General features: G+C 67.7%; 24 protein-coding genes. 12 read left to right on the top strand and 12 right to left on the bottom strand.

From position 1 onward, the window contains the following. Nucleotides 1-44: 44 nt before the first annotated feature. Genes NWF34_RS22725 through NWF34_RS22715 form a run of 3 tightly spaced genes read right to left on the bottom strand, consistent with a single transcriptional unit; the run spans nucleotide 45 to nucleotide 2694 of the window. On the bottom strand, nucleotides 45-1478 hold the full coding sequence (locus NWF34_RS22725) for an FAD-dependent oxidoreductase (RefSeq protein ID WP_258326145.1): 1434 nt from the start codon (nucleotides 1476-1478) through the stop codon (nucleotides 45-47). 5 nt (nucleotides 1479-1483) lie between these two features. Continuing rightward, nucleotides 1484-2101, bottom strand: coding sequence for a histidine phosphatase family protein (locus tag NWF34_RS22720; protein WP_258326144.1), 618 nt, complete (start codon nucleotides 2099-2101; stop codon nucleotides 1484-1486). Continuing rightward, nucleotides 2101-2694: a histidine phosphatase family protein gene (locus tag NWF34_RS22715; RefSeq protein ID WP_258326143.1), complete on the bottom strand. Its 594-nt coding sequence runs from the start codon at nucleotides 2692-2694 to the stop codon at nucleotides 2101-2103. The genes NWF34_RS22720 and NWF34_RS22715 overlap by 1 nt, the downstream gene beginning before the upstream one ends. A 105-nt stretch (nucleotides 2695-2799) precedes the next feature. Between NWF34_RS22715 and NWF34_RS22710 the strand changes: the two genes are divergently transcribed. The 10 genes from NWF34_RS22710 to NWF34_RS22665 all read left to right on the top strand — a co-directional run bounded on the left by NWF34_RS22710 (nucleotide 2800) and on the right by NWF34_RS22665 (nucleotide 14299). Then, nucleotides 2800-4131, top strand: coding sequence for a cytochrome P450 (locus tag NWF34_RS22710; protein ID WP_258326142.1), 1332 nt, complete (start codon nucleotides 2800-2802; stop codon nucleotides 4129-4131). 150 nt (nucleotides 4132-4281) lie between these two features. Continuing rightward, nucleotides 4282-4890: a hypothetical protein gene (locus NWF34_RS22705; protein WP_024498642.1), complete on the top strand. Its 609-nt coding sequence runs from the start codon at nucleotides 4282-4284 to the stop codon at nucleotides 4888-4890. A 16-nt stretch (nucleotides 4891-4906) separates the two neighbouring features. Then, the gene (locus NWF34_RS22700; RefSeq protein ID WP_258326141.1) at nucleotides 4907-6340 is read left to right on the top strand and encodes a pyruvate, phosphate dikinase; all 1434 of its coding nucleotides are present in this window, start codon (nucleotides 4907-4909) and stop codon (nucleotides 6338-6340) included. Beyond that, nucleotides 6337-7875: an AMP-binding protein gene (locus NWF34_RS22695; protein ID WP_258326140.1), complete on the top strand. Its 1539-nt coding sequence runs from the start codon at nucleotides 6337-6339 to the stop codon at nucleotides 7873-7875. The genes NWF34_RS22700 and NWF34_RS22695 overlap by 4 nt, the downstream gene beginning before the upstream one ends. A gap of 113 nt (nucleotides 7876-7988) precedes the next feature. Further along, nucleotides 7989-8483: a MarR family winged helix-turn-helix transcriptional regulator gene (locus tag NWF34_RS22690; protein ID WP_051349605.1), complete on the top strand. Its 495-nt coding sequence runs from the start codon at nucleotides 7989-7991 to the stop codon at nucleotides 8481-8483. Nucleotides 8484-8527: 44 nt separating this feature from the next. Next, nucleotides 8528-9403 (top strand): TIGR03620 family F420-dependent LLM class oxidoreductase, encoded by an 876-nt coding sequence (locus NWF34_RS22685; protein WP_258326139.1) that lies wholly within the window; start codon nucleotides 8528-8530, stop codon nucleotides 9401-9403. Further along, entirely contained in the window at nucleotides 9400-10203 is an 804-nt protein-coding gene (locus NWF34_RS22680) for a tyrosine-protein phosphatase (RefSeq protein WP_258326138.1), read from the top strand. The genes NWF34_RS22685 and NWF34_RS22680 overlap by 4 nt, the downstream gene beginning before the upstream one ends. A gap of 247 nt (nucleotides 10204-10450) precedes the next feature. Further along, nucleotides 10451-11032: a TetR/AcrR family transcriptional regulator gene (locus tag NWF34_RS22675; RefSeq protein WP_258326137.1), complete on the top strand. Its 582-nt coding sequence runs from the start codon at nucleotides 10451-10453 to the stop codon at nucleotides 11030-11032. Continuing rightward, the gene (locus NWF34_RS22670; RefSeq protein WP_258326136.1) at nucleotides 11025-12566 is read left to right on the top strand and encodes an NAD(P)/FAD-dependent oxidoreductase; all 1542 of its coding nucleotides are present in this window, start codon (nucleotides 11025-11027) and stop codon (nucleotides 12564-12566) included. Before NWF34_RS22675 ends, NWF34_RS22670 begins: the two co-directional genes overlap by 8 nt. Further along, nucleotides 12563-14299: a GMC family oxidoreductase N-terminal domain-containing protein gene (locus tag NWF34_RS22665; protein WP_258326135.1), complete on the top strand. Its 1737-nt coding sequence runs from the start codon at nucleotides 12563-12565 to the stop codon at nucleotides 14297-14299. Before NWF34_RS22670 ends, NWF34_RS22665 begins: the two co-directional genes overlap by 4 nt. Before the next feature lie 224 nt (nucleotides 14300-14523). On the opposite strand, the gene NWF34_RS22660 is transcribed toward NWF34_RS22665, so the two are convergent. The 3 genes from NWF34_RS22660 to NWF34_RS22650 form a co-directional block, all read right to left on the bottom strand. Further along, entirely contained in the window at nucleotides 14524-15153 is a 630-nt protein-coding gene (locus NWF34_RS22660) for an alpha-ketoglutarate-dependent dioxygenase AlkB (RefSeq protein ID WP_258326134.1), read from the bottom strand. Between the two features lie 239 nt (nucleotides 15154-15392). Next, entirely contained in the window at nucleotides 15393-15698 is a 306-nt protein-coding gene (locus NWF34_RS22655; protein ID WP_258326133.1) for a GIY-YIG nuclease family protein, read from the bottom strand. A 316-nt stretch (nucleotides 15699-16014) separates the two neighbouring features. After that, nucleotides 16015-17511, bottom strand: coding sequence for a SulP family inorganic anion transporter (locus NWF34_RS22650; protein ID WP_258326158.1), 1497 nt, complete (start codon nucleotides 17509-17511; stop codon nucleotides 16015-16017). Between the two features lie 260 nt (nucleotides 17512-17771). Here NWF34_RS22650 and NWF34_RS22645 point away from each other — a divergent pair, with 260 nt between their 5' ends. Beyond that, nucleotides 17772-18284 carry a hypothetical protein gene (locus NWF34_RS22645; protein ID WP_258326132.1) on the top strand — a complete coding sequence of 171 codons (513 nt, stop codon included), beginning with the start codon at nucleotides 17772-17774 and terminating at the stop codon, nucleotides 18282-18284. A 90-nt stretch (nucleotides 18285-18374) separates the two neighbouring features. Here NWF34_RS22645 and NWF34_RS22640 read toward each other — a convergent pair whose 3' ends face one another. From NWF34_RS22640 to NWF34_RS22630, 3 genes are all read right to left on the bottom strand, one after another. Then, nucleotides 18375-19262, bottom strand: a complete 888-nt coding sequence (locus NWF34_RS22640) for an oxidoreductase (protein WP_258326131.1) — start codon at nucleotides 19260-19262, stop codon at nucleotides 18375-18377. Nucleotides 19263-19468: 206 nt separating this feature from the next. Next, nucleotides 19469-21184, bottom strand: a complete 1716-nt coding sequence (locus tag NWF34_RS22635; protein ID WP_258326130.1) for an adenylate/guanylate cyclase domain-containing protein — start codon at nucleotides 21182-21184, stop codon at nucleotides 19469-19471. Between the two features lie 187 nt (nucleotides 21185-21371). Continuing rightward, nucleotides 21372-21923, bottom strand: coding sequence for a YceI family protein (locus tag NWF34_RS22630; protein ID WP_258326129.1), 552 nt, complete (start codon nucleotides 21921-21923; stop codon nucleotides 21372-21374). A gap of 248 nt (nucleotides 21924-22171) precedes the next feature. On the opposite strand from NWF34_RS22630, the gene NWF34_RS22625 reads away from it, so the two are divergent. Next, nucleotides 22172-22435: a cyclic-phosphate processing receiver domain-containing protein gene (locus NWF34_RS22625; protein ID WP_258326128.1), complete on the top strand. Its 264-nt coding sequence runs from the start codon at nucleotides 22172-22174 to the stop codon at nucleotides 22433-22435. 96 nt (nucleotides 22436-22531) lie between these two features. Here the strand turns inward: NWF34_RS22625 and NWF34_RS22620 are convergent, their stop codons facing one another. From NWF34_RS22620 to NWF34_RS22610, 3 genes are all read right to left on the bottom strand, one after another. Next, nucleotides 22532-22777 carry a hypothetical protein gene (locus NWF34_RS22620; protein ID WP_258326127.1) on the bottom strand — a complete coding sequence of 82 codons (246 nt, stop codon included), beginning with the start codon at nucleotides 22775-22777 and terminating at the stop codon, nucleotides 22532-22534. 144 nt (nucleotides 22778-22921) lie between these two features. Beyond that, nucleotides 22922-23524 carry a CoA pyrophosphatase gene (locus NWF34_RS22615; protein WP_024498630.1) on the bottom strand — a complete coding sequence of 201 codons (603 nt, stop codon included), beginning with the start codon at nucleotides 23522-23524 and terminating at the stop codon, nucleotides 22922-22924. Beyond that, the gene (locus tag NWF34_RS22610) at nucleotides 23521-24567 is read right to left on the bottom strand and encodes a hypothetical protein (protein ID WP_258326157.1); all 1047 of its coding nucleotides are present in this window, start codon (nucleotides 24565-24567) and stop codon (nucleotides 23521-23523) included. Before NWF34_RS22610 ends, NWF34_RS22615 begins: the two co-directional genes overlap by 4 nt. Between the last annotated feature and the right edge of the window lie 129 nt (nucleotides 24568-24696).

The raw sequence follows: 24696 nt of genomic DNA, 5'->3' as shown, positions 1-24696 counted from the left end.
TTCTGATTCTTCGGTAGATGAGTGAATGTTCCGGTTCGCCGCGGTCAGACCGTGACAGCCGTGCGCGCCGCCCGCTTGGCCGCGGCCGCACCGGAGATGCGGCCGAAGCCGGCCGCACTCGACAGTGAACTCCCCGACCCCATGTAGACGCGTCCGGAGATTCCGCCGGTGCACTCGCCGGCCGCGAACAGGCCGTCGATCGCATGACCATTGCGGGAGACGACCGCACCCGACTCGTCGATCTTGAGCCCGTAACCGGTGTGGGCCACCGCGGTCGGCCGCACCTCGACGGCGTAGAAGGGGCCGGTGCTCAACGGGTTGAGGAACTTGGCCGGCTTGTTGTAGTCGGTGTCGGCGCCGGCGGCGACCAGCCCGTTGTAGCGGTCGATCTCACCGGCCAGCTCGGCACGCGGCAGCCCGATCGCGTCGGCGAGCTCTTCGACGGTGTTCGCGATGTGGACCCGCTCGTGATCGGCGAACAGCTCCATCACCTCGGCCGTGTAGTGCTTGGGACGGAACGGCGCGTGGTTGGGCCACACCTGCTTGTAGGCGTCGCGGTAGCGGTCGGCCTTGTCCGCCGGCGGACGCACACATGCATCATCGAAGATGACGAAGCCGACATTGCCCCGGTTGCGCATGAGGGCGTCGAGGATGCCGTACGGCGCCGTCTCGTCGGTGAACCGGTGGCCGTTGCGGTCGACGAGAATCGTCCAGCCCGGCAGGAATGCCTCGTGGACCTTGTCGACACCGGGATTGAGCATCCGCAGGCCGCGGTCGACACCGGTCAGCTGCGCTCCGAGCTGCTCGGCGAACTCCACGTGGTCGCCGCGAGCACCGTCGGCGCCGATGTAGAACGTCTCGTCCTCGACATACGACGACGGGTAGAACTGTTCCAGCAGAGCCGGATTCGCACCGAACCCGCCGGTGGCCAGGACCACCGATCCCGCCGTGAGGGTCTCCCCGCCGGACTCGATCCCGACGACCGTCCCGTCCTCGACGACGAGTCGCTCGACCCGGCGGCCCAGGGCGATGTCGACACCGGCCTTCTTGCAGGCCGCGGCGAGCGCGGACACGAGAGCCTGCCCGCCACCCTCGACGCAGTGCCCGCGCGCGCGGCTCTCGTCGCCGCCGAAGATCATCTGCTCGTAGAACGGAACACCGTTGGCGCTCAACCAGTCCACGGTCTCACCGAGGGAAGACGCCCAGGCGCGCACCGGGCCGGCGGACAGATCCCAGCCGTTGATCGACATGTACTCGCGGTAGAGGGCACCTTCCTCGTCCTCGATGCCCGCGGCCTTCTGCAGCTTGCTCCGGCTCGCCATCACGACGCCACCGGCCAGCCGGGAGGAACCGCCGACGACACCTTCGGACTCGACGACGAGCACCGAGGCTCCCGCTTCGGTCGCCGACAGGGCGGCGGACAGACCCGCCGCACCCGAACCGACGACGATGACGTCGAAATCTCGTTCCGAACCCATGGTTTTCACTCTCCGTTCACGGTTGCGGTCTGCAGCAGACGCAGATGCGCTGATTCATTGAGGCACACGACTTCCCGATGACCTCGTCGACTTGCCTGCACCAAGGTCATGCCGGTGTAGTTCGGGTGGTGGAACACCAGTTTGCGGGCACCGAGGAACCCGCCGACGAAGCCGTTGATGACGGCCGCATGGGTGACCGCGATGACTCGGCCGCCCGGGTGTCCGGCGATGATCTCCTCGGCCGCGGCGATCGCATCGGCGCGGATCTCCGCAGCGGTCGTGCCGTAGTCCGAGAAGTCCTCCCGGGCGAACTTGGCCATGACGTCGTTCCCGGGCTTGGCGAGGTCCTCGAAGTGGATGTAATTTGCCTTGCCCCAGTCGAATTCGGCGAGCCCGTCGCGGATCACGAGGTCGAGACCGAGCTGGTTCGCGATCGGCGCGGCCGTCTCGAGCGCTCTCGCCTGCGGTGAGCAGTAGAGCCCATCCCAGGGCCCCATCTCGGCCAGCCGGAGGGCAACCAGTTCGGCCTGGCGGCGACCCTCGTCGGCGAGTCCGGGATCGCCGGGATTCGCGCTGTCGCCAGGCGCCGACGGCAATGCGTGGCGGATCATCATGAGTTCCATCAGATCTGCCCCTCCCGGCCGGCCCCGTTAGGTGACCACGGTGTGGCGTTGAGCTCGCGGATCGACCACCCTTCACCGGGCCGGTACCAGAACCGGTTCACCGAGCCGTAGAGAGGCGAGAAGAACCGCGCGGACTCGATCCCGAGAATCCAGGCGGCGAAGACATTGATGACCCCGCCGTGACAGACCGCGACCACGTTCTCGCCGTCGTGGTCGGCGCGCACCGATTCGATGGTGTCGAGCACGCGGGCGCGGAACTCGTCCAGCGTCGTCCCCCACGGACTGAGATCCCCGGCCAGGTAGCGCTTCCAGATGTCCGCGCCGTCCTCGTAGTGCAGGTAGGTGCTGCCACGGTCGAACTCGCTGAGTCCATCCCGTTCGCTCACCGACACCTCCGGACCGACGGCGATCTGCGCCGTCTCGCGAGCTCGTCGTAGCGGCGACGTGTACACCGCGGCATAGCCGTCGGCGGTGATCAGCTGTCCGACGCCGCGAGCATGCTCGACACCCGTCGCACTCAGCGGGGGATCCATCCCGACGTCCCCGGATGCCTCACGAACTGGCTCTCCATGCCTGACAAGCGAGAGAATCACTTGGCACGCCCTTTCCCTTTACATGTGATGCGAGTCGCAACTATGGTCATACTCTATCACTAGATCGTTCAGTTCTAGAGTAATCCACGAAAGGGCGAATCCACCATGACGACCGCACCGGAAACCACCGCCGGAGGCTGCCCCGTTCACCCCCAGGAGCAGTTCGCGAAGCTCACCATGCGGGACCGTGACCTCGTACGATGCCCCTTCCCCGTCTACGCCGAGATGCGCCGGGAAGCACCGGTGATGTGGAACGATCGCCTCGGCGCCTACATCATCAGCCGCTACGAGGACATCCGCGAGGTCCTCCGCGATCCGAAGACCTACTCGAGCCTGCAGGCCTCGGGCCCGACCTCGGTCACCCCGCTGGCACGCCAGGTCGAGGCCGATGAATCGTATTCCGAGGAGACCCGCGCCGCAGCCCATCGCCGGCTCGAACTCGCCGAGTACCCCGTCCTGATCAACTCCGATCCGCCCGAGCACAAGCGCCAGCGCGCACTCGTCGCAGCCGCCTTCACCCCGCGCCGGATCAAGGAGATGGAGCCGCACTTCCAGGCCATCGCCGACGACCTGATCGACAAGATGGCCGACGAAGGCGTGACCGACATCGTCGAGGACTTCGCCCTGCCGCTGCCGATGACCGTCATCGCCGGCCTGCTCGGCGTCCCGGCCGACATGATGCACACCTTCAAGGAATGGACCGGCGCGTTCACCAAGGGCGTGGGCGCGATGGACCTGACCCACGAGGACATCACCGAGCTGTTCAAGTCGACCAACGCGTTCTACACCTACTTCGGCGCCGAGATCGAGCGCCGTCGCAAGGAGCCGCAGGACGACCTGATCGGCACCCTGCTCGACGCCCGCCTCGACGGCGAGACCCCACTGGGCGACGAAGAGCTGCTGCAGATGCTCGTGCTCTTCCTGGTCGCAGGCAACGAGACCACCACCAACCTCATCTCCAGCATGGTCTATTACCTGCTCAAAGACCCGGAGCTGCTCGCCTCGCTGCGCGAGGACGAGGATCTCATCACCCCGTTCGTCGAAGAGTGCCTGCGCCTGGAATCCCCGACCCAGGGCCTGTACCGCACCGCCACCACCGACACCAGCATCGGCGGCGTCGACATCCCCGAGGGCACGATGGTGTTCCTGATGTACGCCTCGGCCAACCGGGACGAGGAGATCTTCTCCGACCCCGACGAGCTCGACCTGGAGAACCCGAGCACCCAGCATCTGGCGTTCGGTCGCGGCGAGCACGTCTGCCTCGGGGCCAACATCGCGCGACGCGAAGCGTTCATCGCGGTCAAGACTCTGATCAACCGGCTCACCGACCTGGAACTGGCCGTGCCCGACCCCGAGGTCGAGTACCAGCCGAGCTTCATCCTCCGGGGCCTGGCCACCCTTCCGATGCGCTACCGCAAGGTCGACTCGCCCCGGTAGTGACCTGACGGCACCGCCGGTGGACATGTGATCACCGTCTCAGATAGACTCCTGAAATTACTCTATAACTCGATGATCGGTAACTAGACAACGCGTCGTCGGCGCCCGTGTACGCGCCATCATCGACGCCCGATTCGAAAGAGGGATTCCGTGGCCCACGAGCTCGCCATCCTGCAAGCCGCCCGACTCAAGGGACGACTGTCACCCGAACTCGCCGCCGCCTCGGCCGGCGTCGACCTCGACACCGCCCAGGACGTGATCGCACGCCTCCGCGACGCAGGAAGCCTGAAGGGCGAACCGTCGGTTCGCCTGACCCCCGAGGGCAAGACCGCGCTGGCCGAACTCATCAGCGCCGAGCGCGACACCATCGACCGGGACGCACTCACCGCGCTGTACGAGGAGTTCGACGACCACAACAACTCCCTCAAGCAGATCATCACGGACTGGCAGATCCGCGACGGTTCACCCAACGACCATTCCGACGAGGCCTACGACAAGGGCGTCATCGACCGGTTGATCGCACTCGACGCCGGCTTCCAGCCCCTGGTCGCCCGCATCGCCGACAAGGCACCGCGCCTGACCACCTTTGCGCAGCGCTTCTCCAATGCGATCGAGCAGCTCCAGGGCGGTGACACGGGCTTCGTCGCCCGTCCGATCGCCGACAGTTACCACACCGTCTGGTTCGAATTCCACGAAGAGCTGATCGGCCTGCTGGGCCTCAACCGGGCCGAAGAGGCCGCCGCCGGTCGCGCGGTCTGAGAAAGGTTCGCACAACATGACTTTCATCTGGCTCGGAGACACTCCCGACCTCGACCCGGCACTCGTCGGCGGCAAGGCGCGCAGCATCAACCGCATGCGCTCCCTCGGCCTGCCCGTGCCGCCCGCGTTCGTCCTGTCCACCGACTTCTGCGCCAAGGTGAACGCCAACGACGGCCGCCTCACCGATCCGATCAAAGCGCATCTGCGTGCCGGACTCGACGAACTCGAGAAGGCCGCGTCGAGGCGTCTCGGCTGCGACGACACCCCGCTGCTCATCTCGGTCCGCTCCGGTGGCGCCAAGAGCATGCCCGGCATGATGGACACCGTCCTCAATCTCGGCATGAACGCAACCGTCGAGGCCCGGATCGCCGAGCTCACCGGCGACACCGCCTTCGCCGCCGACACCCACCGCCGCTTCCTCGAGCAGTTCGAGCGCGTCGTCGGCGCACCGTCGACCGGCGATCCCTGGTCGGATCTCGTCCTGGCCGCCGAAGCCGTCTTCGCGTCGTGGAACTCGCCGCGCGCCCGCTCCTACCGCAACCACCACGGGATCGGCCACGACGGCGGGACCGCGGTCACCGTGCAGTCCATGGTCTTCGGCAACCTCGACGACAATTCCGGTACGGGCGTGCTGTTCAGCCGCAATCCGCTCACCGGCGACCCCGCCCCCTACGGGGAATGGCTTCCGCGAGGGCAGGGCGAGGACGTCGTCTCCGGCCGGTTCGACGCGCTCCACCTCGACGAGCTGAGGCAACAACTGCCGTCCATCCACGACGAGCTTCTCGACATCTCGACGCACCTCGAGAAGGTCTGCGGCGACGCCCAGGACATCGAGTTCACCGTGGAGCGCGGCAAACTGTTCATCCTGCAGACCCGTTCGGCCAAGCGGTCCCCGCAGGCCGCGGTCCGCATCGCGGTGACCCTGGCCGAGGAGGGCATCGTCAGCAAGGCCGAGGCCGCCGCGATGGTCACCGACGCCCAGATCGCCGCCGCGACCGCGCCGCATGTGGATCCGGTCGCCCGCAAGTCGGCGACCCTCGTCGCCAGCGGTCTCCCGGCGTGCCCCGGCGTGGCCACCGGTCGTGTTGTCGGCGACTGCGAATCCGCCGAAGACCTTGCCGACGAGGGTGTTCCGGTGGTCCTGGCGCGGCCGACCACCGACCCCGATGACGTTGCCGGCATGGTGGTGTCCGCCGCGATCATCACCGAGATCGGCGGCTCCACGAGCCACGCCGCGGTCGTCAGTCGCGAACTCGGCACGCCGTGTGTCGTCGGCTGCGGCCAGGGCACCCTCGACGCCCTCGCCGGACAGGTCGTCACCGTCGACGGCACCAACGGCGAGGTCTTCGCCGGCGAGGTCCCGCTCGCACAGACCGACGGCGTCGAACGACAGGCCGCGGATCTCCTGCGCAAGTGGGCAGCCGAGTCGCCCCTGCAGGTGGCGCAGTGACTTTCGCAGCTCAGATCGCCGCGCAGCGCCCCACCGAGGTGGCGCTGCGCGACATCGTCGAAGAACTGACCTGGCAGCAGGCCGACGATCGGTTGCGTCCGGCCGTGAACGCCCTTCTCGCACAGGATCTCGGTCCGATGCGGCGCGTTGCGATCCTGGCGTCCAACTCGGCCGCGACCCTGCTCGGCTACGTCGCCGCCACCCTCTCCGGTTCGTCGGCGGTCGCGGTCAACTCACATCTGACCGCACCCGAGACCGCGTACATCCTGGAGGATTCCGAGGCCTGGCTGGTGTTCTGCGACACCACCACCGCCGAGGTCGCGGCCGAGGCGGCACGTCTCGCCGGGGTACCGACGGTCGTCGCCTGGGACGCCCCGGGCGTCACCGCCGGCGATCTTCCCGACGGTGTGGTGAGTTTCGCCGAGTGGTGCACCGACGACTCGGAGCCACGCACCGATGTCGCCCCGAGGCGCACACTGGTCTACACCTCCGGGACCACCGGTCGTCCCAAAGGCGTTGAGCTGCCGTTCACCTCGTGGGTCGGCGGCGCCGACATCACCGAACACCTGGCCGGGCTGGCCACCAACCGGATGATCGGATTCGGGCGGCACCTCGCCGTCGGACCGCTGTACCACTCGGGTCCGTTGTCCGCCACGCGCCTCTTCGCCGGCGGTGTTCCGGTGACCGTGCTGGGCAAGTTCGACGCCGAGGCCACGCTGACCGCCATCGAACGGGACCGGATCGGATCGTCGATCATGGTGCCCACGCACTTCCAGCGACTCCTCGCGCTCCCCGCGGAGCGTCGGGCCACGGCCGATGTGTCGAGCCTGCGCTACGTCCTGCAGGTCGGCGCGAAGTGTCCGACGCCGGTGAAGCAGGCCATGATCGACTGGCTCGGCGACATCGTGTGGGAGAGCTACGGTGCCAGCGAGGTCGGCACCACCTGCATGATCAGCGCACAGGACTGGCTCGACCGCCCCGGCTCGGTGGGACGGGCGGTGCCCCCCTTCGAGGCCTACATCGCCGACGAGCAGGGCAACCCCGCACCACCCGGTACCGAAGGGCCCCTGTGGTTCCGCGACACCTCGGGGCACGGGATCAGCTACACCTCCGGCGTGCGTACCGGCAACGAGTTCACCCTCGGCGAGATCGGTCGCATGGATGCCGACGGTTACGTCTGGATCACCGACCGGTTGTCGGACATGGTGGTGTCGGGCGGGGTCAACATCTATCCGGCGGAGGTCGAGCAGGCGCTCGGCACCCTGCCCGAGGTCGCCGACGTCGCTTGCTTCGGGATTCCCGACGAGGCGATGGGCGAGCGGCTGGTCGCCCTCATCGTGCCGGCCGACAGCGCGAATCCGCCGGACCCCGCCGACATCGCCAACCGTGGTCGGGCCCTCCTGGCCGGTTACAAGATCCCCAAGGAAATCCATCTGACCGACGCCCTGCCGCGCACCGCGGTGGGGAAGCTGGACAAGAAGGCGATGCGATCGCGTCACGCGGTGAAGGGCGACGCGGTGAAGGTCACACTGTAGGCGATCGCCGTTCCCCTACAGAGCATCCATAGAGTTATATACAATTGAGCAATCTCATTTCTATCGGATCACCGCATATCGGTTGAGGGGAACACGTGGCACGCGCAAAGAGAATGCCTGACATCACCGATCCGGTCGATTGGGCCAAACACTACTGGGAGCAACAGGGACTCGACGGCGACGAGCAGCGCTTTCTCGCCATGACGTCCCTGTTGCGCTACCAGCGCATCGTCGCCGATTCCGTCGATTCCGAGCTCAAGGCCCACGGCCTGAACATGACCGACTATCTGCTCCTGATGACGTTGCAGCTGTCGGAGACCGGCACCCGCCTGATCTCGAGCCTGGCCCGCAACCTCCTCGTCCACGCGACCACGGCCACCCTGGCCACCGACCGCCTCGAGGCGCGCGACCTCCTCGAGCGCAGCCCCCATCCGACGGACCGGCGCGCGACCTGTGTCACGATCACCAAGGCGGGCCGCACGAAGGTCGACGAGGCCACCCGCGCCCTGACGGCCATCGATTTCGGGATGAAGGGCAGCACCATCCAGGACGTCGAACAGCTCCGTGCCGCACTGACCGCGATGCGCCACTCGGCCGGGGACGCCTGAGAACGACACTGGTAAAGCCATTAGTCTAGTACTAGAGTAATGGCATGTCTTCTGCGAGAGTCGGTTCCACCGGAGTATTCACCAGTCTCGGCCGCGCGCGGCGTAGCGGAGCGGTCGACACCGGGCGATGCGCCGAACGCGCGTCATTCCAGACGCTGTGGCTTGCCGACGTACGAGGGGATCTCTCCGCCCTCATCGAGATCACCGCGGCCACCACCGAGATCGTCACCGCCACCGCGGTACTGAGCATCTGGGACCTGGCGGCCGCCGACCTCGCCCGCACGTGGGACGACCCCACGAACCGGATGGTGTTGGGCATCGGCGTCAGCCATCCGTCGATGGCGCCGCCGGGTAGTTACCGTAATCCGTTGTCCCTGCTCGAGAATTACCTCGACACTCTCGAGGCGAGTCGACCGCAGCCGATCCCGTGCATGATCGGCGCGAACGGCCCCAAGATGCTCGAGCTCGCCGGTCGACGCACCCACGGGGCCATCACCCAGCTCGTGACACCCGAACGCACCGCCCGCCAGCGCGAATGGCTCGGATCGACCGCGACGCTGGCCACCGAGGTCAAGGTCGTCACCACCGGCGACGCGGCCGATCGCCGCCGTCTCGGACGGGCCAATCTCGGGAACTACCTGCACCTTCCGGGATACCAGAAGAATCTGCGGGCCATGGGATTCGACGACGGGGATTTCTCCGGCGGGGGCAGCGACCGGCTCGTCGACGCGCTGGTCGCCGGCCCCGACCCGGACCAGATCAGGGAGCGGATGAGGCAGCAGCGCGACGCCGGCGCCGATCACCTGGCACTGCACGTACTCAGCGATTCCAGCGATGCACCCCTGTCCCAGTGGACAGAACTCGCCGGCGTTCTCGCGGACGACCTCGACCCCCAGATGAAGGACGGTTCACACCGATGACGCACCAGGCAACTCCGACCCCCGAAGCCGTCGGAGCACTCCCCCGGCTGCTCTCCGCCGACAACTTCCGCGACCTCGCGGGGACCGGCGACGGCTACGCCGCGGCCGGTGGCAGGTTGCGGCGCGGGGTCCTGTTCCGTTCCAACCGCCTCGAACTCGACGCCGACGATCTCGCGACCATGGCCACGTTCGGCCTGACCGCCATCCACGATCTACGCCAGCCCAACGAGGTCGCCAGGCATCCGAACGTCGAGATCCGCGGCGCCCGGTGGCACCACCACCCGGTTCCCGGCATCCCCGAGTCCGAGGTCTCCTCGCTGATGACCGCGGCACAGACCTACCAGGCGATGCTGGTGAACTATCAGACCTTCGTGACGGACTCGGCCTGCCGGGCGGGCTTCTCCAGCCTGCTGCGGACGATCGCGCGTACCGACGGCCCCCAGCTGTTCCATTGCGCCGCCGGCAAAGACCGGACCGGCTGGGCCGCCGTACTCCTCCACCACATCGCCGGCGTCGACCGAGAGGTGATGCTGGAGGACTACCTGCTGACCGACACCTATGCGGTTACCAGCCGACAGGCCACCCTGGATTCGATCCTCGAGAACCTCGGCTCCGAACGTGTGCCCGCCTACGAGCCCGCCTTCTCCTGCGACAGCAGGTATCTCGATGTCGCATACGAAGCGGCCGACGACTCCTACGGCGGTCTCGACGGATACCTGACCCGCGGCCTCGAACTCGACGACGCCGACCTCGAGGCGATCCGCAACCGATTCGTGCACACTTCGCTGGCCTCGGCCTGAGACCGGGGTATCGGGCCGGGAGTCGGGCACACATACCGACTCCCGGCCCGAGCTCTGATGGACGGTGACCGTCCGGTCGCGAACTCCCGACAACTATATCTGAGAATCAGTTATTTATCACTAGACTTTTTCTACCCCACCGACCCCCTCCGCCGGTTGAGCCGGCACCGAGCGCAGCGAGGCGCCGCGTCGAAACCCCCACCCACTTACAAGCAGTCCGGACTGTTTGTGTGTTACGCTCACCACTGTGACCGAGCCCACCAGCACTCCGCGTCGGCGAACCCAGGCCGAGCGCACCGCGGCGACCCGCACCCGGGTCCTCGACGCCGCGGTCGAAGCGCTGGTCGAGGTCGGCTACGCGGCCACCACCACCCAGGAGGTCAACCGGCGCGCAGGCGTCTCCCGCGGCGCACTGCTGCACCACTTCCCCACCCGGGAATCGCTGGTGGTCGCGGCCGTCGCACATCTCGTCGACCGTCGTCTCGAGGAAGTGCTGTCCCGCCCGCGTACGGGTGAGGAGGGACTCGAAGTCCTGATCGAGGCGTTCAGCGGACCGCTGTTCGACGCCGCCCTCGAACTCTGGGTGGCCGCCCGCTGCGACGTCGGTCTGCGCACCGCCCTCATCCCGCTCGAACAGCGGGTCTCCGACGCCCTCGCCGTGGGTTGCGCCGAGCTCTTCGGCGACCGGTACACCCCGCAGGAACTCGAACTCTCCATCGAACTCGCACGCGGCGTCGCGGTGTCGCGCATCCTGCGATCTCCCGCCGCCGACCGCGACTACCTCGACCGACTTCTGCCCGTCTGGAAGGACCTGTTGACCCATGACTGAACTCAGTTCGCTCCCCGAACGCGTCGACGTTCTCGTCGTCGGCGTCGGATTCGGTGGCCTCGCCGCACTTCACCGGCTGCGCAAGGACCATCCCGGGCTGCAGACGCTCGCCATCGAGCGCGCCGGTGGCGCCGGCGGGGTCTGGCGCGAGAACGACTACCCGGGTGCCGCCTGCGACGTCCCGACCTCGCTGTACTCGCTGTCGTTCGCCCCGAACCCGGACTGGTCGCACACCTACGGTCGACGCCACGAGATCCACAACTATTTGCGTTCCGTCGCAGCCGATTACGAGGATCAGATCCGCTACGACTGCGCGCTGACCGCCGCCCGATGGGACGGCGCCGCACAGGAGTGGGTCGTCGACACGACCACCGGCCGGATCCGCACCCGCTTCCTCGTCGCGGCGCCGGGCGCGCTGTCCGAGCCGGGACTGCCCGAGGTGCCGGGCGCCGACGAGTTCACCGGCACGATGTTCCACTCCGCCAACTGGGACCACACCCACGACCTGCGCGGACGTAAGGTCGCGATCGTCGGCACCGGCGCGTCGGCGATCCAGATCGTGCCCGAGATCGTCGACACCGTCGGACATCTCACCGTCTTCCAGCGCACCCCCGCCTGGGTCGTGCCACGCCTCGACCGCAACATCGGCCCGATGGAACGCGCCGTCTACAAGCGCGTCCCCGGCGTCCATCGCCTGGTCCGACGCATGGTGTGGGCCTACCGCGAGGCCTACGTGCTGATGATGGCGCGCAACCCCAAGCTGCTGCCGATCGCGAAAACCCTTGCCCTGGCGCAGCTCCGCGTCCAGGTCCGCGACCGTGCCCTGCGCAAGCGCCTCACCCCCGACTACACCATCGGCTGCAAGCGGATGTTGTTGACCAACAAGTGGTTCCCCGCCTTGCAGCGGGACAACGCCACCGTGACCGGTGCCATCACCCGCCTCACCGCGAACGGCGCCGTCGACGACCAGGGCCGCGAGCACGAGGTCGACACCGTCATCTTCGCCACCGGGTTCACGCCCACCGAACCGCCCATCGCGAAGGTCGTCACCGGGCGCGACGGACGCACCCTGGCGGAGACGTGGCAGGGCTCGCCGCGCGCATACCGCGGCGTGGAGGTCCATGGCTTCCCGAATCTGTTCTTCCTGTACGGCCCCAACACCAATCTGGGCCACAGCTCGATCGTGCTGATGCTCGAACCGCAGGCGTACTACATGTCGAAGACGATCGCCGAGGTCACCCGGGCCGGACACTCGACCTTCGAGGTCACCCAGGCCGCGCAGGACTCCTACAACGCCGATCTGGACCCCGAACTCGAACGCACGGTGTGGAATTCGGGTGGTTGCTCGAGCTGGTACCTCGACTCCACCGGACGCAACTCGGTGATGTGGCCCAAGTTCACCAGTGACTTCCGCCGGCAGATGGCGTCCTTCGAGGCCGCCGACCACCGCTTCGACGACGCCGTCCCGGCAGTCTCCGAAGCCGTTGAGACCACCGCAACCGACACCGATCCCGAGAGGACCCTCGCCCAGTGACGCGCTCCCGTGTTCGTGACGCCGTTCGTCATGACGCCGACCACTACGACGCCATCGTCATCGGTTCCGGTTTCGGCGGTTCGGTGGCCGCACTCCGGTTGACGGAGAAGGGTTATCGCGTCGCGGTCATCGAGTCGGGTCGTCGTTTCACCGACGCCGACCTCCCCAAGACCAGTTGGCGTCTCCGGGATTACGTGTGGGCACCGGCACTCGGCATGTTCGGCGTGCAGCGCATGCATCTCCTGCGCGACGTGCTGGTCATGGCCGGCGCGGGTGTGGGCGGAGGCTCGCTCAACTACGCGAACACACTCTACCGGCCGCTCCCCGCCTTCTTCGACGACCCGCACTGGGGCCGGATCACCGACTGGGCCGCCGAACTCGACCCCTACTACGACCAGGCGTCACGCATGCTCGGCGTGACCACCTACCCGAAGGTCACGCCGGCCGACCGGGTGATCCGCAAGGTCGCCGAGGACATGGGCGTCGGCGACACCTTCGTCCACACCCCCGTCGGCGTCTTCTTCGGTGAGCCGGGCAAGACCGTCGAGGACCCTTACTTCGGCGGTGCCGGCCCGGCCCGTACCGGCTGCACCGACTGCGGCGCCTGCATGACCGGCTGCCCGGTCGGCGCAAAGAACACCCTGGTCAAGAACTACCTGTATCTCGCCGAACAGGCGGGAGCGACGATCATTCCGCTGACCACCGTCGACACCGTCCGCCCGCGTTCCGAAGGCGGATACACGGTCGGGGCGCATCGGACGGGGCGACGCCGGTCGCGTCGTGGTCGCCGGTCGTTCACCGCCGACCACGTCGTGTTCGCCGCCGGCACCTACGGCACCAACAAGCTTCTGCTGGACATGCAGCAGAGCGGAACCCTTCCCGGGCTGTCGTCGCGTCTGGGCAAGGTGGTCCGCACCAACTCCGAGGCCGTCCTGGCCGCGACCGCCACCGACCTGAAGGTCGACTACACCGAGGGTGTGGCGATCACGTCGTCGTTCCACCCGAACGAACACACGCACATCGAGCCGGTGCGTTATGGCAAGGGCAGCAACCTGATCGGATTGTTGCAGGCGATGCTCATCGACGGCGACAGTCGTCTGCCGCGTCCGCTCGCGGCCCTGGTCGAGATGATCCGCCATCCGCTCGTGACGCTCCGCGGCCTGTCGGTTCGACGCTGGTCGGAACGCACGATCATCGCGCTGGTGATGCAGACCGCCGACAACTCGCTCGAATTGTTCGCCCGCCGAGGCCGTTTCGGTCCGATGCTGCGCAGCAAGCAGGGTGCCGGCGATCCCCCGCCGACCTGGATCCCCGTGGGCCACGAGGCGGTCCGCAAGATGGCCGACGAGATCGACGGCGACGCGGGCGGTTCCATCGTCGACTGGCTGAACATCCCGATGACCGCGCATTTCCTGGGCGGTTGCTCGATCGGACGGTCCGCCGCCGACGGCGTCGTCGACCCCTACCATCGTGTGTTCAACCACCCGGGGCTGCACATCGTCGACGGTTCGACGGTGTCGGCGAACCTGGGCGTGAATCCGTCGCTGACGATCACCGCGCAGGCCGAACGCGCACTCGCCATGTGGCCCAACGCCGGTGAGGCCGATCCACGGCCGGAGCTCGGCGCGTCGTATGAGCCGGTCGCCCCGGTGCCGCCGGTCCGTCCCACGGTCCCCGAGTACGCACCCGCCGCCCTGCGATTGCCGATCACGCCGATCTCGAACGCCGGCTGAACTCGCGACCCTGCTCGTTGAGCCGGTAGCGAGCGCCAGCGAGCCACCGCGTCGAAACGAGCCACCGCCCGACAACCGCTCGACGCCAACCACGCTCGTTGAGCCGGTAGCGAGCGCCAGCGAGCCACTGCCCCCGCTCGTTGAGCCGGTAGCGAGCGCCAGCGAGCCACCGCGTCGAAACGAGCCACCGCCCGACAACCGCTCGACGCCCAGGACTGGCTCGCTCACCACACCCCGGGTGGCCGCAGCTGGATGCTGATCCGGGCGCCGACGCCGCGCACCTTGGGCACCGCGTGTTCCCAGGTGCGCTGACAGCTGCCGCCCATGACCAGCAGGTCGCCCGACGACAGGGTGAACTTCAGCGACTTGCCACCGCCTCGCGGGCGCAGCATCAGTGGCCGCGGGGCTCCCAGGGAGACGATGGCGACCATCGTGTCGTGGGTGGACGCCCGGCCGATGCGATCACCGTGCCAGGCGACCGAGTCGTTGCCGTCGCGGTAAAGGCTGATGCCGGCGGTCGCGAACCCCTCGGGCAGCTCGTCCCGGTAGTGGCGGCTCAAGGCCGCACGCATGTCGGTGATCAACCCGTCCGGGAACGGATCGTCCTTCTGGTAGATCGAGACCAGCCGCGGGACGTCGACGACGCGGTCGTACATCTGACGCCGTTCGGCCCGCCAGGGGACGTTCTCGCGGAGGCGGTCGAAGAGTTCGTCCGGCCCGCCGATCCACCCCGGGCACAGGTCCACCCACGCACCGTCGGTGAGCGGACGCCGCGTCATCGAAGTCGACAGGTCGCCGAGCGCCGGTTCTGCGGCGACCTCGGCGAACAACGAGCCCTGGATGCCGATGGACATGTCGCCACCATACACCCGCATCGAACGCGCGTTCGATAATTGGGGTTCAATCGCTGCCCCGATGTCGGCCGGCTGACGGCTGCCCACTGCCGGCTGAGCCGGTACCGAGCGAAGCGAGGCACCGCGTCGAAGCCCCCGCACCGCCACCCCCACTGCCGGCTGAGCCGGGACCCCCACCGCCGGCTGAGCCGGTACCGAGCGAAGCGAGGCACCGCGTCGAAGCCCTCGCACCGCCACCCTCATGGGTCGATCATGAGCCTCAGCTGCCCACCCTTCATCGCGAGGCCGGGCAGCAATTCCATTCTCCCTTCGACGAGCGCGCGACGCTTTGCACGCGACCAACCGTGCAAGCGGCGTTCGGCCGCATGCGCCTCACCGATATGCGGGAACTCTCTTTGATAGACGAGACGAACAGGAAGCCGTGAGCGCGTGTACCTCGAACCTTTCCCACTCATGTGCTGGTTGACGCGGTGCTCGACGTTGCGCGTGCTGCCGACATACAGACTGCCATCGGCGCACTCGAGGATGTAGACGAAGCCGGACATGGATCGACTGTGGACGATGGCGAGGCCTGCGGCACTGTCGTATCCACAGGTAGTAGCTCGATCCCCAGCGGGTTCGACGTCGGCTTGCAGGTGGCTTCGACGCGGTGCCTCGCTGCGCGAGGAACCGGCTCAGCCAGCAGTGGGGGCGCCTCGGCTGCGCGAGAAACCGGCTCATCCAGCAGTAGGGCGCCTCGCTTGCGGGGTGGCTTCGACGCGGTGCCTCGCTGCGCTCGGTACCGGCTCAGCCAGCAGTGGGGGCGCCTCGGCTGCGCGAGGAACCGGCTCAGCCAGCAGTAGGAACCGGCACGGCACCGGGCTACTCCCCGCCGAGGTGCCCGCTCAACCGGCCGTGCCGTTCGGCGCTGGCGTCGTTGAGCCCGACGATCGTGACGTCCTTGCCCTTGGCCTCGTACTTGGTGGTGATCGCGTCGAGGGTCGCCACCGACGACGCGTCCCAGACGTGCGAGTCGCTGAGGTCGATGACGATGTGGGACTCGTCGGCGGTGTAATCGAACTGGTAGACGAGGTCGTTGCTCGAGGCGAAGAACAGTTCGCCCCGGACCTTGTACACGCGCGTGTCGGCGTCGGGTCCGGCGACCTCGACCACCTCCGTCATATGCGCGACGCGACGGGCGAACAGCACCGACGCGGTCAGCACGCCGACGACGACGCCGTACGCCAGATTCGACGTCGCGACCGTCACCGCGACCGTCGCCAGCATCACGACGGTTTCCGACTTCGGCATGCGGCGCAACGTCTTCGGGTTGATGCTGTGCCAGTCGAAGGTGCCGACCGACACCATGATCATCACGGCGACGAGCGCGGCCATCGGGATCTTGGCGACCACATCACCCAGTCCCACAACGAGTATCAGCAGGAAAACGCCGGCCAGGAACGTCGAGATCCGGGTGCGTGCACGGGATTCCTTGACGTTGATCATCGTCTGGCCGATCATCGCGCAACCGCCCATGCCACCGAAGAGGGCGGTCACCGTATTGGCGACTCCCTGCCCGACGGCTTCGCGGGACTTGTTGGAGTGGGTGTCGGTGATGTCGTCGACGAGTTTCGCGGTCATCAGCGACTCGAGGAGACCGACGACGGCCATCGCCAGACCGTACGGCGCGATGACGGTGAAGGTCTCCCAGGTGAACGGCACGTCGGGCACCAGCAGCGTCGGCAGGCTGTCCGGGAGTTCGCCCTCGTCACCGACATTCGGCACGTTCAGGCTCGCGATCAGGGCCACCGCGGTCAGCAGCACGATGGCGACCAGCGGCGCGGGCACCACCGTCGTCAGGCGCGGGAACAGGACGATGATCGCGATACCGGCGGCCACCATCGGGTACACCAGCCACGGCACGCCCAGCAGATGCGGCACCTGCGCGGAGAAGATGAGGATGGCCAGCGCGTTGACGAAGCCGACCATCACACTGCGCGGGATGAATCGCATCAGCTTGGCGACCCCGAGCGCACCCAGCAGGACCTGGAAGATGCCACCGAGCAGCACCGCGGCGATCAGGTACTGCAGGCCGTGACTCTCCACGAGCGGTGCGACGACCAGCGCGACCGCACCGGTCGCGGCCGAGATCATCGCGGGTCGTCCGCCGACGATCGCGATGGTCACCGCCATCGTGAACGACGCGAACAGGCCGACCCGCGGGTCGACGCCGGCGATGATCGAGAACGAGATCGCCTCGGGGATCAGGGCCAGCGCGACGACGAGTCCGGCGAGGACCTCGGTGCGCAGCCGACTCGGTGAGCGCAGCGTCAGCAGGACGGACTGGTGGTCGGCCGGCGAGATGGTGGCTGATGACATCGTGTCGGGGGCGGTCTGCGCGGACTTCCGCACCGCGGACTCCTCTGTATCGGGGTGGTGAACCCGCGGAACTCTACTCGTCCGCGACCCGACACTCACATCGTCGGACGGTCCGCCCCTCCGCCGCCGCATCGCTCGCCGCGCGATTGGCCTGTTGCCCTACAGAGAACACCCGCGCCACGGGGTGTGAAGTGGAACACAGCACAGTTGCGGCGACGATGCTTAAATCGATTCGTTATAAATCACGAGGGGGAAACTCGATGAAACGCTCCGGTGTCGCCGGTTTGTTGGTTGCTGCCGCCATGCTGATCCCGATCGCTCCGGCGACGGCCAACCCGGTCGACGACCTGTTCGGCAGCGCCAGCGGCAGCCTGGACTCCGGAAGCGCCGCGCTGGGGTCGTCGGGCGACAAGGTCACCCACTACGGCAAGCTCGGCCGCGCGGGCGCGCCGAACGGCGTGAAGTCGATCAACGTCTGGGCCTACAACCCGAAGGGCGCCAAGGAGACGACGCCGGGCACCTTCGCGAAGAACTCGCGCCTCGGCGTGCGCTGGAACTCGATCATCGACTCCGGTCCCATCGTCGACGGCAACGAGTGCCGCATGGAGGTCCGCCTCGCCGGACCGAAGGTGCCCAAGGAAGCGGCGCTGTACAAGACGCAGGACTGCACCGCGGTGAAGTCCTACTTCTTCAAGGGCGGCGGCAACTTCACGATCCGCGTCACCGACCTGATCTCGGGCGCATCGAACAGCATCGCGTTCTCGGTCGAGTGATTCACCGCCGGTCGGCGAGACACAGCAGAGTGCGGGGTGCGTGCTGGAAACCAGCACGCACCCCGCACTGTGTGTGAGGGGCTGCGGCAGTCACCCCGCCGCGACGTCGAACTTCTCCCCGGTGAGACGTTCGGATTCGGCCCAGAGCCGCGCGCGGAACGACTCGTCGTCGGCGACCTTCTTGTACTTGTTCCGGCCGGGTGCGCCGTGGAGGCCGAAGAATTTGGTCGGCCCGAAGTAGGTGCCGGATTCGAGTCCCGACATGGTGGCGGCGTACAGCTGCGGCAACGCCCCGTCGGCGGCGGACTGCGCGATGGGCAGCTTGTTGCCCAGCTTCATCACCACGTCGGTGATGTTCTCGCTGCGGCCCTGCAATTCCGTTGCGGCATAACCGGGGTGGGCGATGAACGACTGCTTCGACGAGCCGGCGTCCTTGAGTCGCTTGGCGAGCTCGAGCCCGAACATGAGATTGGCCAGTTTGGAGTCGCCGTAGGCCTGCCAGCGGCGGTAGCGGCGCTGCTCCCAGTTCAGGTCGTCGAGTTGGATCTTCCCGATCTGGTGCACGCCCGACGACACGGTGACGACGCGGTCGGTGATCTTCGGTAGCAGCAGCGCGGTGAGCGCGAAGTGACCGAGGTGGTTGGTGCCGATCTGCATCTCGAAACCGTCGGCGGTGCGCCGCAGCGGTACGGCCATGAGTCCGGCGTTGTTGATGAGGACGTCGGCGCCGGTGAAGCTCGATGCGAAGGAGCGGACCGAGGTGAGGTCGGCGAGGTCGAGTTCGGCGACGGTCGCGTTGGGTCCCAGCTTCGACGCGACGGCGTCGGCCTTGGTGGTGTTGCGGCAGGCCAGGATGACATGCGCGCCGGCGGCGACGAGTGCTTTGGCCGTCTCGGCCCCGAGGCCGCTGTTGGCGCCGGTCACCACGACGGTGCGGCCCGTCTGATCCGGAATGTTCGCTGACGTCCAATCGTTCATCGCAACCCCCTGGGTGGTGTGTGGCCCGGCGTCGTCACCGCGATCCTGCGGCCCACGCTATTGACGACGTAGGACGGCGTCAACGATCCGTCTCGACCGGGCGGGGGTTTCGACGCGGTGGCTCGCTCCGCTCGCTACCGGCTCAACCCGCAAGACGCGTGGCTCGCTCCGCTCGCGACCGGCTCAACCAACAGGGAGTCCGGTGCTCAACCGCCGAAGAACGTCGTCAGCCGCAGTGGACTGGCGCCGACGATGCGTCGTGCCGGGCGCAGCAGTTCGGCGATCAGGTTGCGCGAGGAGCCGAGTCGTTCGACGAGTTCGGTGGGGGCGTAGAACTCGGTGGGTTGGGTTCGGCCACGCATGATGCGGCTGCCGAGGAGTTCCCATTCGTCGGCTTCCGCGCCGGCCGCGTCGAGGGCGGCGCCGCTGGCGAGGGCGGGGACGCGACCGGTCTTGGCCATGTCGGACAGGCGGGCGGATTCGTTCACCGGGTCGCCGATGACGGTGTATTCGTAGCGTCGTTCGGCGCCGATGTTGCCGGCGAAGACCTCGCCGAAGGAGACGCCGATCCCCCACCGGATGTCGAGGCTCTTGGCGAGGCGGTCGGCGAGGTCGCGGGCGGCGGCGAGCGCGTGCCCGGCCGGGTCGTCGAGTTCGACGGGCGCCCCGAAGACGGCGAGCGCGGCGTCGCCCTCGAATTTGTTGACGAAGCCGGAGTGCTGGTCGACGACGTCGAAGACGATGCTGAAGAACGCGTTGAGCAGTTCGGCGACGTCGTCGGGGCTGCGGTCCTGGGACAGCCGTGTCGAGCCGACGATGTCGACGAACAGCACGCCCACCTCGGTGTTGGTGCCGTGCATGCCGACGCCGTCGCTGATGGCGAGTTCGGCGACGGTGTCGCCGACGTGGCGGGCGAAGATCTCCCGCATGCGGTCGCGTTCGGCGAGTCCCTGCACCATCACGTTGAATCCGTGTTGCAGCACACCGAGTTCCGACGAGTCGTAGACGGGGACGCGGGCGTTGTAGTCGCCGTGGTCGACGCGGTGGACGGCTTGCCGCATCTCGGTCAGCGGGTCGGTGATGGCCTGTCCGACCAGGACGATGACGCGGGCCCCGGCGAGGAGTCCGACGATGGTGAGCACGACCGTGGTCCAGTCGACCGCGCCGTAGACGTCGGGCAGCATCCCGGTGAAGCGTCCGGCGTTGACCGTCAGCAGCCCGATCATCGGCACCGCCGAACTCACCGCCCACACCGCGAGCAGCCGGATCCGGACGCCGTTCATGACGTGGTTGGCCGGGAAGTCCTCGAGGACGACGATGGCCAGCGGTCGGGCGGCGCGTTCGACGAACAGATAGGTCAGGCAGGCACTCGACATGCCGGCGAGGCTGAACGCGACCGCGACGCCGGCGACGGTGGCGACGGTGAGGTCGTCGGCGACGAGCACGTAGAACAGCGCGGCGCCGAACCACGCGGCCACGGTGACGAGCAGCTGGAATCCGGGGATGCGTTGCACCGAGCGTCGACGCGCATGGTCGGCGGGCCGGCAGCTGATGAACCAGTGCAGCTGGGGTCGGAAGACGAGCAGTCCGAGCAGCAGGTTGACCAGGAGGCCGGTGATGATCGCGCCGACGACGGCCGGGAAGTTGGGGGCGCCGAGGGTCTCGGCGAAGGTGAGTTGCCCGCCGTTGAAGGCCAGCTGGACGAGGAGGAAGGTCTCGACGCCGATCAGCGCGTTACTGGCGACGACACCGGTCATCGCCGTGACGGTCGCGTGGCGGGCGATGCGGGCCCGCATCTCCGGGCCGACGCGAGCCCACGTCTTGGGGCTCGGAACCGTGGGCAGTCCCCACAGCATCCCGGAGGTGCGGTGTCTCAGTCGCGTCCACGGCACGCCACGGCGGGTGCGGCGCCTGCGTCCCATGGGCTTCTCCTGCCTGAAGGCGATACTGGCAGCCTACCGAAGCGCGTGTAACCGAGGACACATCAAAAGTCCCTTGTCGGCCGGGAGGACAAGAACAGACCGGCACCCACGCGGGGGATGCGTGGATGCCGGTCCGTGCACCGTCCGGACTCAGGGGTGTCGAGTCCGGTCGGGGGTGTGCGGGAGATCAGGCCTGGAGAGCCTCGATCTCGAGGGTGATGGTGATCTTGTCGCCGACGACGACGCCGCCACCCTCGAGGGGCATCTCGATGTCGATGCCGAAGTCCTTGCGGTTGATGACGGTCTTGGCGTCGAATCCGGCGACGACGCCCTGGCCCATGCCCGGGTTGGTGCCGTTGTACTCGAGCTCGAGGCTGACCGGCTTGGTGACGCCCTTGAGGGTGAAGTCGCCGTCGAGGATGTAGTCGTCGCCCTTGGCGCGCACGCCGGTGGAGACGAAGGTGGCCTTGGGGAACTTCTCGGCGTCGAAGAAGTCGGCCGACTTGATGTGGCCGTCGCGCTGCTCGTTCTTGGTGTTGATCGAGGTCACGTCGATCTCGGCCTGTACGGCCGGGGTGCCGTCCTCGGCGACGGTGATGGTGCCGGAGAAGGTGTCGAAGGTGCCGCGCACCTTGCTGACCATGAGGTGCTTGACGGAGAAGCCGACGGCCGAGTGGACGGCGTCGATGTTCCAGGTGCCGGCGGGGATCGGGGCCTTGACGGTGGTGGCTGCGGTCATGATTGCGTCCTTCCAGACGAGCGAGGTGGTTGGTTCGCGTGGGCCTGTTCGACCCATCGTTACTGTAAACGGACCGCGGTCCGGATTCATTCCCCGGGGCCGACTTTCTCGTGTGAGACACGTCACCCGACGGCAGAAGCCGAGTTCCCTGCCCGCTTTTGCGCAGCGCCCACCGCCGGCGGGGTTGATGACTCCCACTCGCGCGACGCCGAGCGGCCGGCACCAGCCATCTGAGAGGATGGACCGCCATGAAGCTGTGGGGCGACGATCTGCGCACGCCTCCCGACGGTTGGGCGTGGGCGAAGACGAGCGCGGAGGCGATCGGCATGCTGACCGACCATGCCGTGACGGAGCTGTCCCTCGATCACGACCTCGGCGGCGACGACACGACGCGTCCCGTGGTGTTGTGGATGTGCGAGCACGAGGTATGGCCCGAGGTGGTGCGGGTGCACAGCGCCAACCCCGTGGGTGTCGAGTGGCTGACGGGCATGGTCGACCGCTACCGCCCATGATCCTGAACGCGCGCGGCGCGGCGTCGTGCCTGCCTAGGACGTCAACGGTGAGTCACCGGAACTGATCCCGGCCCCGGTCTCGGCGCTGTGACCGGACTATCCGCGCCCGATGAGAAGCGCGGCCACCATGAAGGCGATCACCACAAGCGAGATCGCGCAGCCCAGCAGCACCTGCTTGCGCGTGGACATCGGCGCGTAGGGATCCTTGTACTCGTAGCGGTACACGACCTTCGCCGGCTCGGTTGCCGGCGGTTGCGGCGTCACACTCGGTGCCGGAGCCCACTCCGGTGAGCGGCCGTCGACGGGCGGGTTCGCCGCGTTCGACGAGTTGGCATCAGTCACGCCAGCAATCATGCCCAACCGGCGAGTGACCCGCCAGACGAATCCGTGTCGTCTGATCAGTGGAATTCTTGTCGCAGAGCGTATCTGAGAACCACCGAAGCCGGTGGGACGACCGCACGATTCGGTCACAAGACCCAGAGGGGTCTACTTCCAGGCGAATACGGGCTGCTCGAACTCGTCGACGCGGGTGTGGCGGTCGCGCAGCACGACTTCGGCGAACTGGTAGATCACCGCCGCGGTGGGCGCGTGCACCAACGCCTCGACGATCGGCAGCTGGATCACCGGACGCTCCGACTGCGGGATCGTCAGGAACCGCGGTTGCACGGCGAGTTCCGCGAACGTCACGAAGAACAGCTGCGCCACCTCGGCGGGGTTCGGCGTGGGCTCCTGGTAGTCCTCGGCCCAGCAGACGATGGGGGTGATCACGAAGCCCGAGCGCGTCGGGTAATCGTCGAGGGTGCCCAGCACCGAGCTGGGCGGCAGCTGCACCCCGAGTTCCTCGTCGAGCTCGCGCAGTCCCGCGGTGATGTGATCCTCCCCCGGGTCCAGCCGGCCGCCGGGCAGCGCGAACTGGGCGGCGTGGCGCCGCATGGTCGGGGGCCGCTTGCACAGCCAGATCCCCTGCCTGCCGTCTTTCTCGGCCACCGTCAGCACCACCGACGCCGGCCGCGCGCCCGGGACGTCGACCCTGCGGGGGGCGAACCGTTCGACGCGCTCGGCCGCCACGGCCCGTTCGAGGTGAGTCACACCCTCAGTTGATCACGTTTCCCGTCCGACGCCGTGACCGCCTGCCCGAGGTGATAGCTGACCACGCTCAGTGCGAACAGGCCGATGCCGAGGTTGAGCACCGCACCGAAACCTTCGAGCGCGAAGTCGACGAGGGCGTTGCTCAGCATGAACACCAGCGACGCGATGCGCAGGGTGCGCAGCGGCCAGATCCCGGCCATCCCCCGCCGGCGGGCCAGCATGGCGGGCAACGCCAGCGCCAGCGTCGCGATGCCGCTGAGGAACAGAATCCAGGTGGCGATGCGGTTGTCGGCGAGTTCGATGTAGATGTCGATGTCGTCGAAGCGGTCCTTGGTGAACACGAAGCTGAGCGCGCCGATGACGATGGTGACCGTGGAGAAGGCCACCAGGCTCCAGCCGACGACCGGCACCCAGCGCGGACTGCGGAAGAAGTCGGGGATCAGGCCGACGGCCCGGTCGCGCAGGATCATCAGCCGATCCGGGGTGTCCTTGCTCGAGTCGAGCAGGCCGCGCACGTGGTCGACGGTGTCGGCGTCGAAGCCCTTGGCCGCGGCCATCTCGAGGAATTCCTCGGCCTGGCGTCGACGACGCTCGGGCAGGCCGTGGGCGACGCCGTCGGCGGCAATGGAGGCCGCGTTGGCCAGCGCCTCGGCACCGGTCGGCGGGGTGAAGTCGCGCACGATGCGGCTGATCAGCAACACCAGCACGACGAGGACGTACATGATCTCCGCCGACGGCCCGTAGAAGTAGTCGTTGTCGCGGGTGACGAACTTGCCGACTTCGTCGAGGAACAGCCCGAAACCGATGCCGCCCAACACCACCGCCGTCACCCGCGCGGTGGCGCCCAGGAACAGCCAGCCGGTGATCAGCGCCAGCATCATCAGCGCGCCACCCCACAGGGCGTGGGCGATGTGCAGGGTGCCGCCGCCGATCTGCGGGTAGCCGGTCAGGTGCAGGTACAGCCGGGTGACGAGGATCGTGCCGATCGCCAGGATCAGGAACCACTCGACGGCCGCGGTCCCGTAGACGCTGCGGATGAGCACCGACGTGGCGCGATTTCTCATGCAGTGAAGTATGTGGCCACCCGGCCCTGCCGGCCGGTGAAAAACGGCGACGGGTCTGTGCCGTGTACGAGGTGGCGTCCGTGGGCGATCCCTCCCCGGCCGGGGTGC

Source organism: Gordonia sp. GONU, from assembly GCF_024733855.1.
Lineage (GTDB): Bacteria > Actinomycetota > Actinomycetes > Mycobacteriales > Mycobacteriaceae > Gordonia > Gordonia amicalis.
This window is presented reverse-complemented; position numbering and strand designations above follow the sequence as displayed.

Excerpts from the sequence above, each read along its gene's own strand:
- NWF34_RS22725 (WP_258326145.1), bottom strand. The coding sequence starts at position 1,478 with ATGGGTTCGGAACGAGATTTCGACGTCATCGTCGTCGGTTCGGGTGCG.
- NWF34_RS22720 (WP_258326144.1), bottom strand. The coding sequence starts at position 2,101 with ATGGAACTCATGATGATCCGCCACGCATTGCCGTCGGCGCCTGGCGAC.
- NWF34_RS22710 (WP_258326142.1), top strand. The coding sequence starts at position 2,800 with ATGACGACCGCACCGGAAACCACCGCCGGAGGCTGCCCCGTTCACCCC.
- NWF34_RS22700 (WP_258326141.1), top strand. The coding sequence starts at position 4,907 with ATGACTTTCATCTGGCTCGGAGACACTCCCGACCTCGACCCGGCACTC.
- NWF34_RS22690 (WP_051349605.1), top strand. The coding sequence starts at position 7,989 with ATGCCTGACATCACCGATCCGGTCGATTGGGCCAAACACTACTGGGAG.
- NWF34_RS22685 (WP_258326139.1), top strand. The coding sequence starts at position 8,528 with ATGTCTTCTGCGAGAGTCGGTTCCACCGGAGTATTCACCAGTCTCGGC.
- NWF34_RS22680 (WP_258326138.1), top strand. The coding sequence starts at position 9,400 with ATGACGCACCAGGCAACTCCGACCCCCGAAGCCGTCGGAGCACTCCCC.
- NWF34_RS22670 (WP_258326136.1), top strand. The coding sequence starts at position 11,025 with ATGACTGAACTCAGTTCGCTCCCCGAACGCGTCGACGTTCTCGTCGTC.
- NWF34_RS22660 (WP_258326134.1), bottom strand. The coding sequence starts at position 15,153 with ATGTCCATCGGCATCCAGGGCTCGTTGTTCGCCGAGGTCGCCGCAGAA.
- NWF34_RS22655 (WP_258326133.1), bottom strand. The coding sequence starts at position 15,698 with ATGTCCGGCTTCGTCTACATCCTCGAGTGCGCCGATGGCAGTCTGTAT.
- NWF34_RS22650 (WP_258326158.1), bottom strand. The coding sequence starts at position 17,511 with ATGTCATCAGCCACCATCTCGCCGGCCGACCACCAGTCCGTCCTGCTG.
- NWF34_RS22645 (WP_258326132.1), top strand. The coding sequence starts at position 17,772 with ATGAAACGCTCCGGTGTCGCCGGTTTGTTGGTTGCTGCCGCCATGCTG.
- NWF34_RS22640 (WP_258326131.1), bottom strand. The coding sequence starts at position 19,262 with ATGAACGATTGGACGTCAGCGAACATTCCGGATCAGACGGGCCGCACC.
- NWF34_RS22635 (WP_258326130.1), bottom strand. The coding sequence starts at position 21,184 with ATGGGACGCAGGCGCCGCACCCGCCGTGGCGTGCCGTGGACGCGACTG.
- NWF34_RS22630 (WP_258326129.1), bottom strand. The coding sequence starts at position 21,923 with ATGACCGCAGCCACCACCGTCAAGGCCCCGATCCCCGCCGGCACCTGG.
- NWF34_RS22625 (WP_258326128.1), top strand. The coding sequence starts at position 22,172 with ATGAAGCTGTGGGGCGACGATCTGCGCACGCCTCCCGACGGTTGGGCG.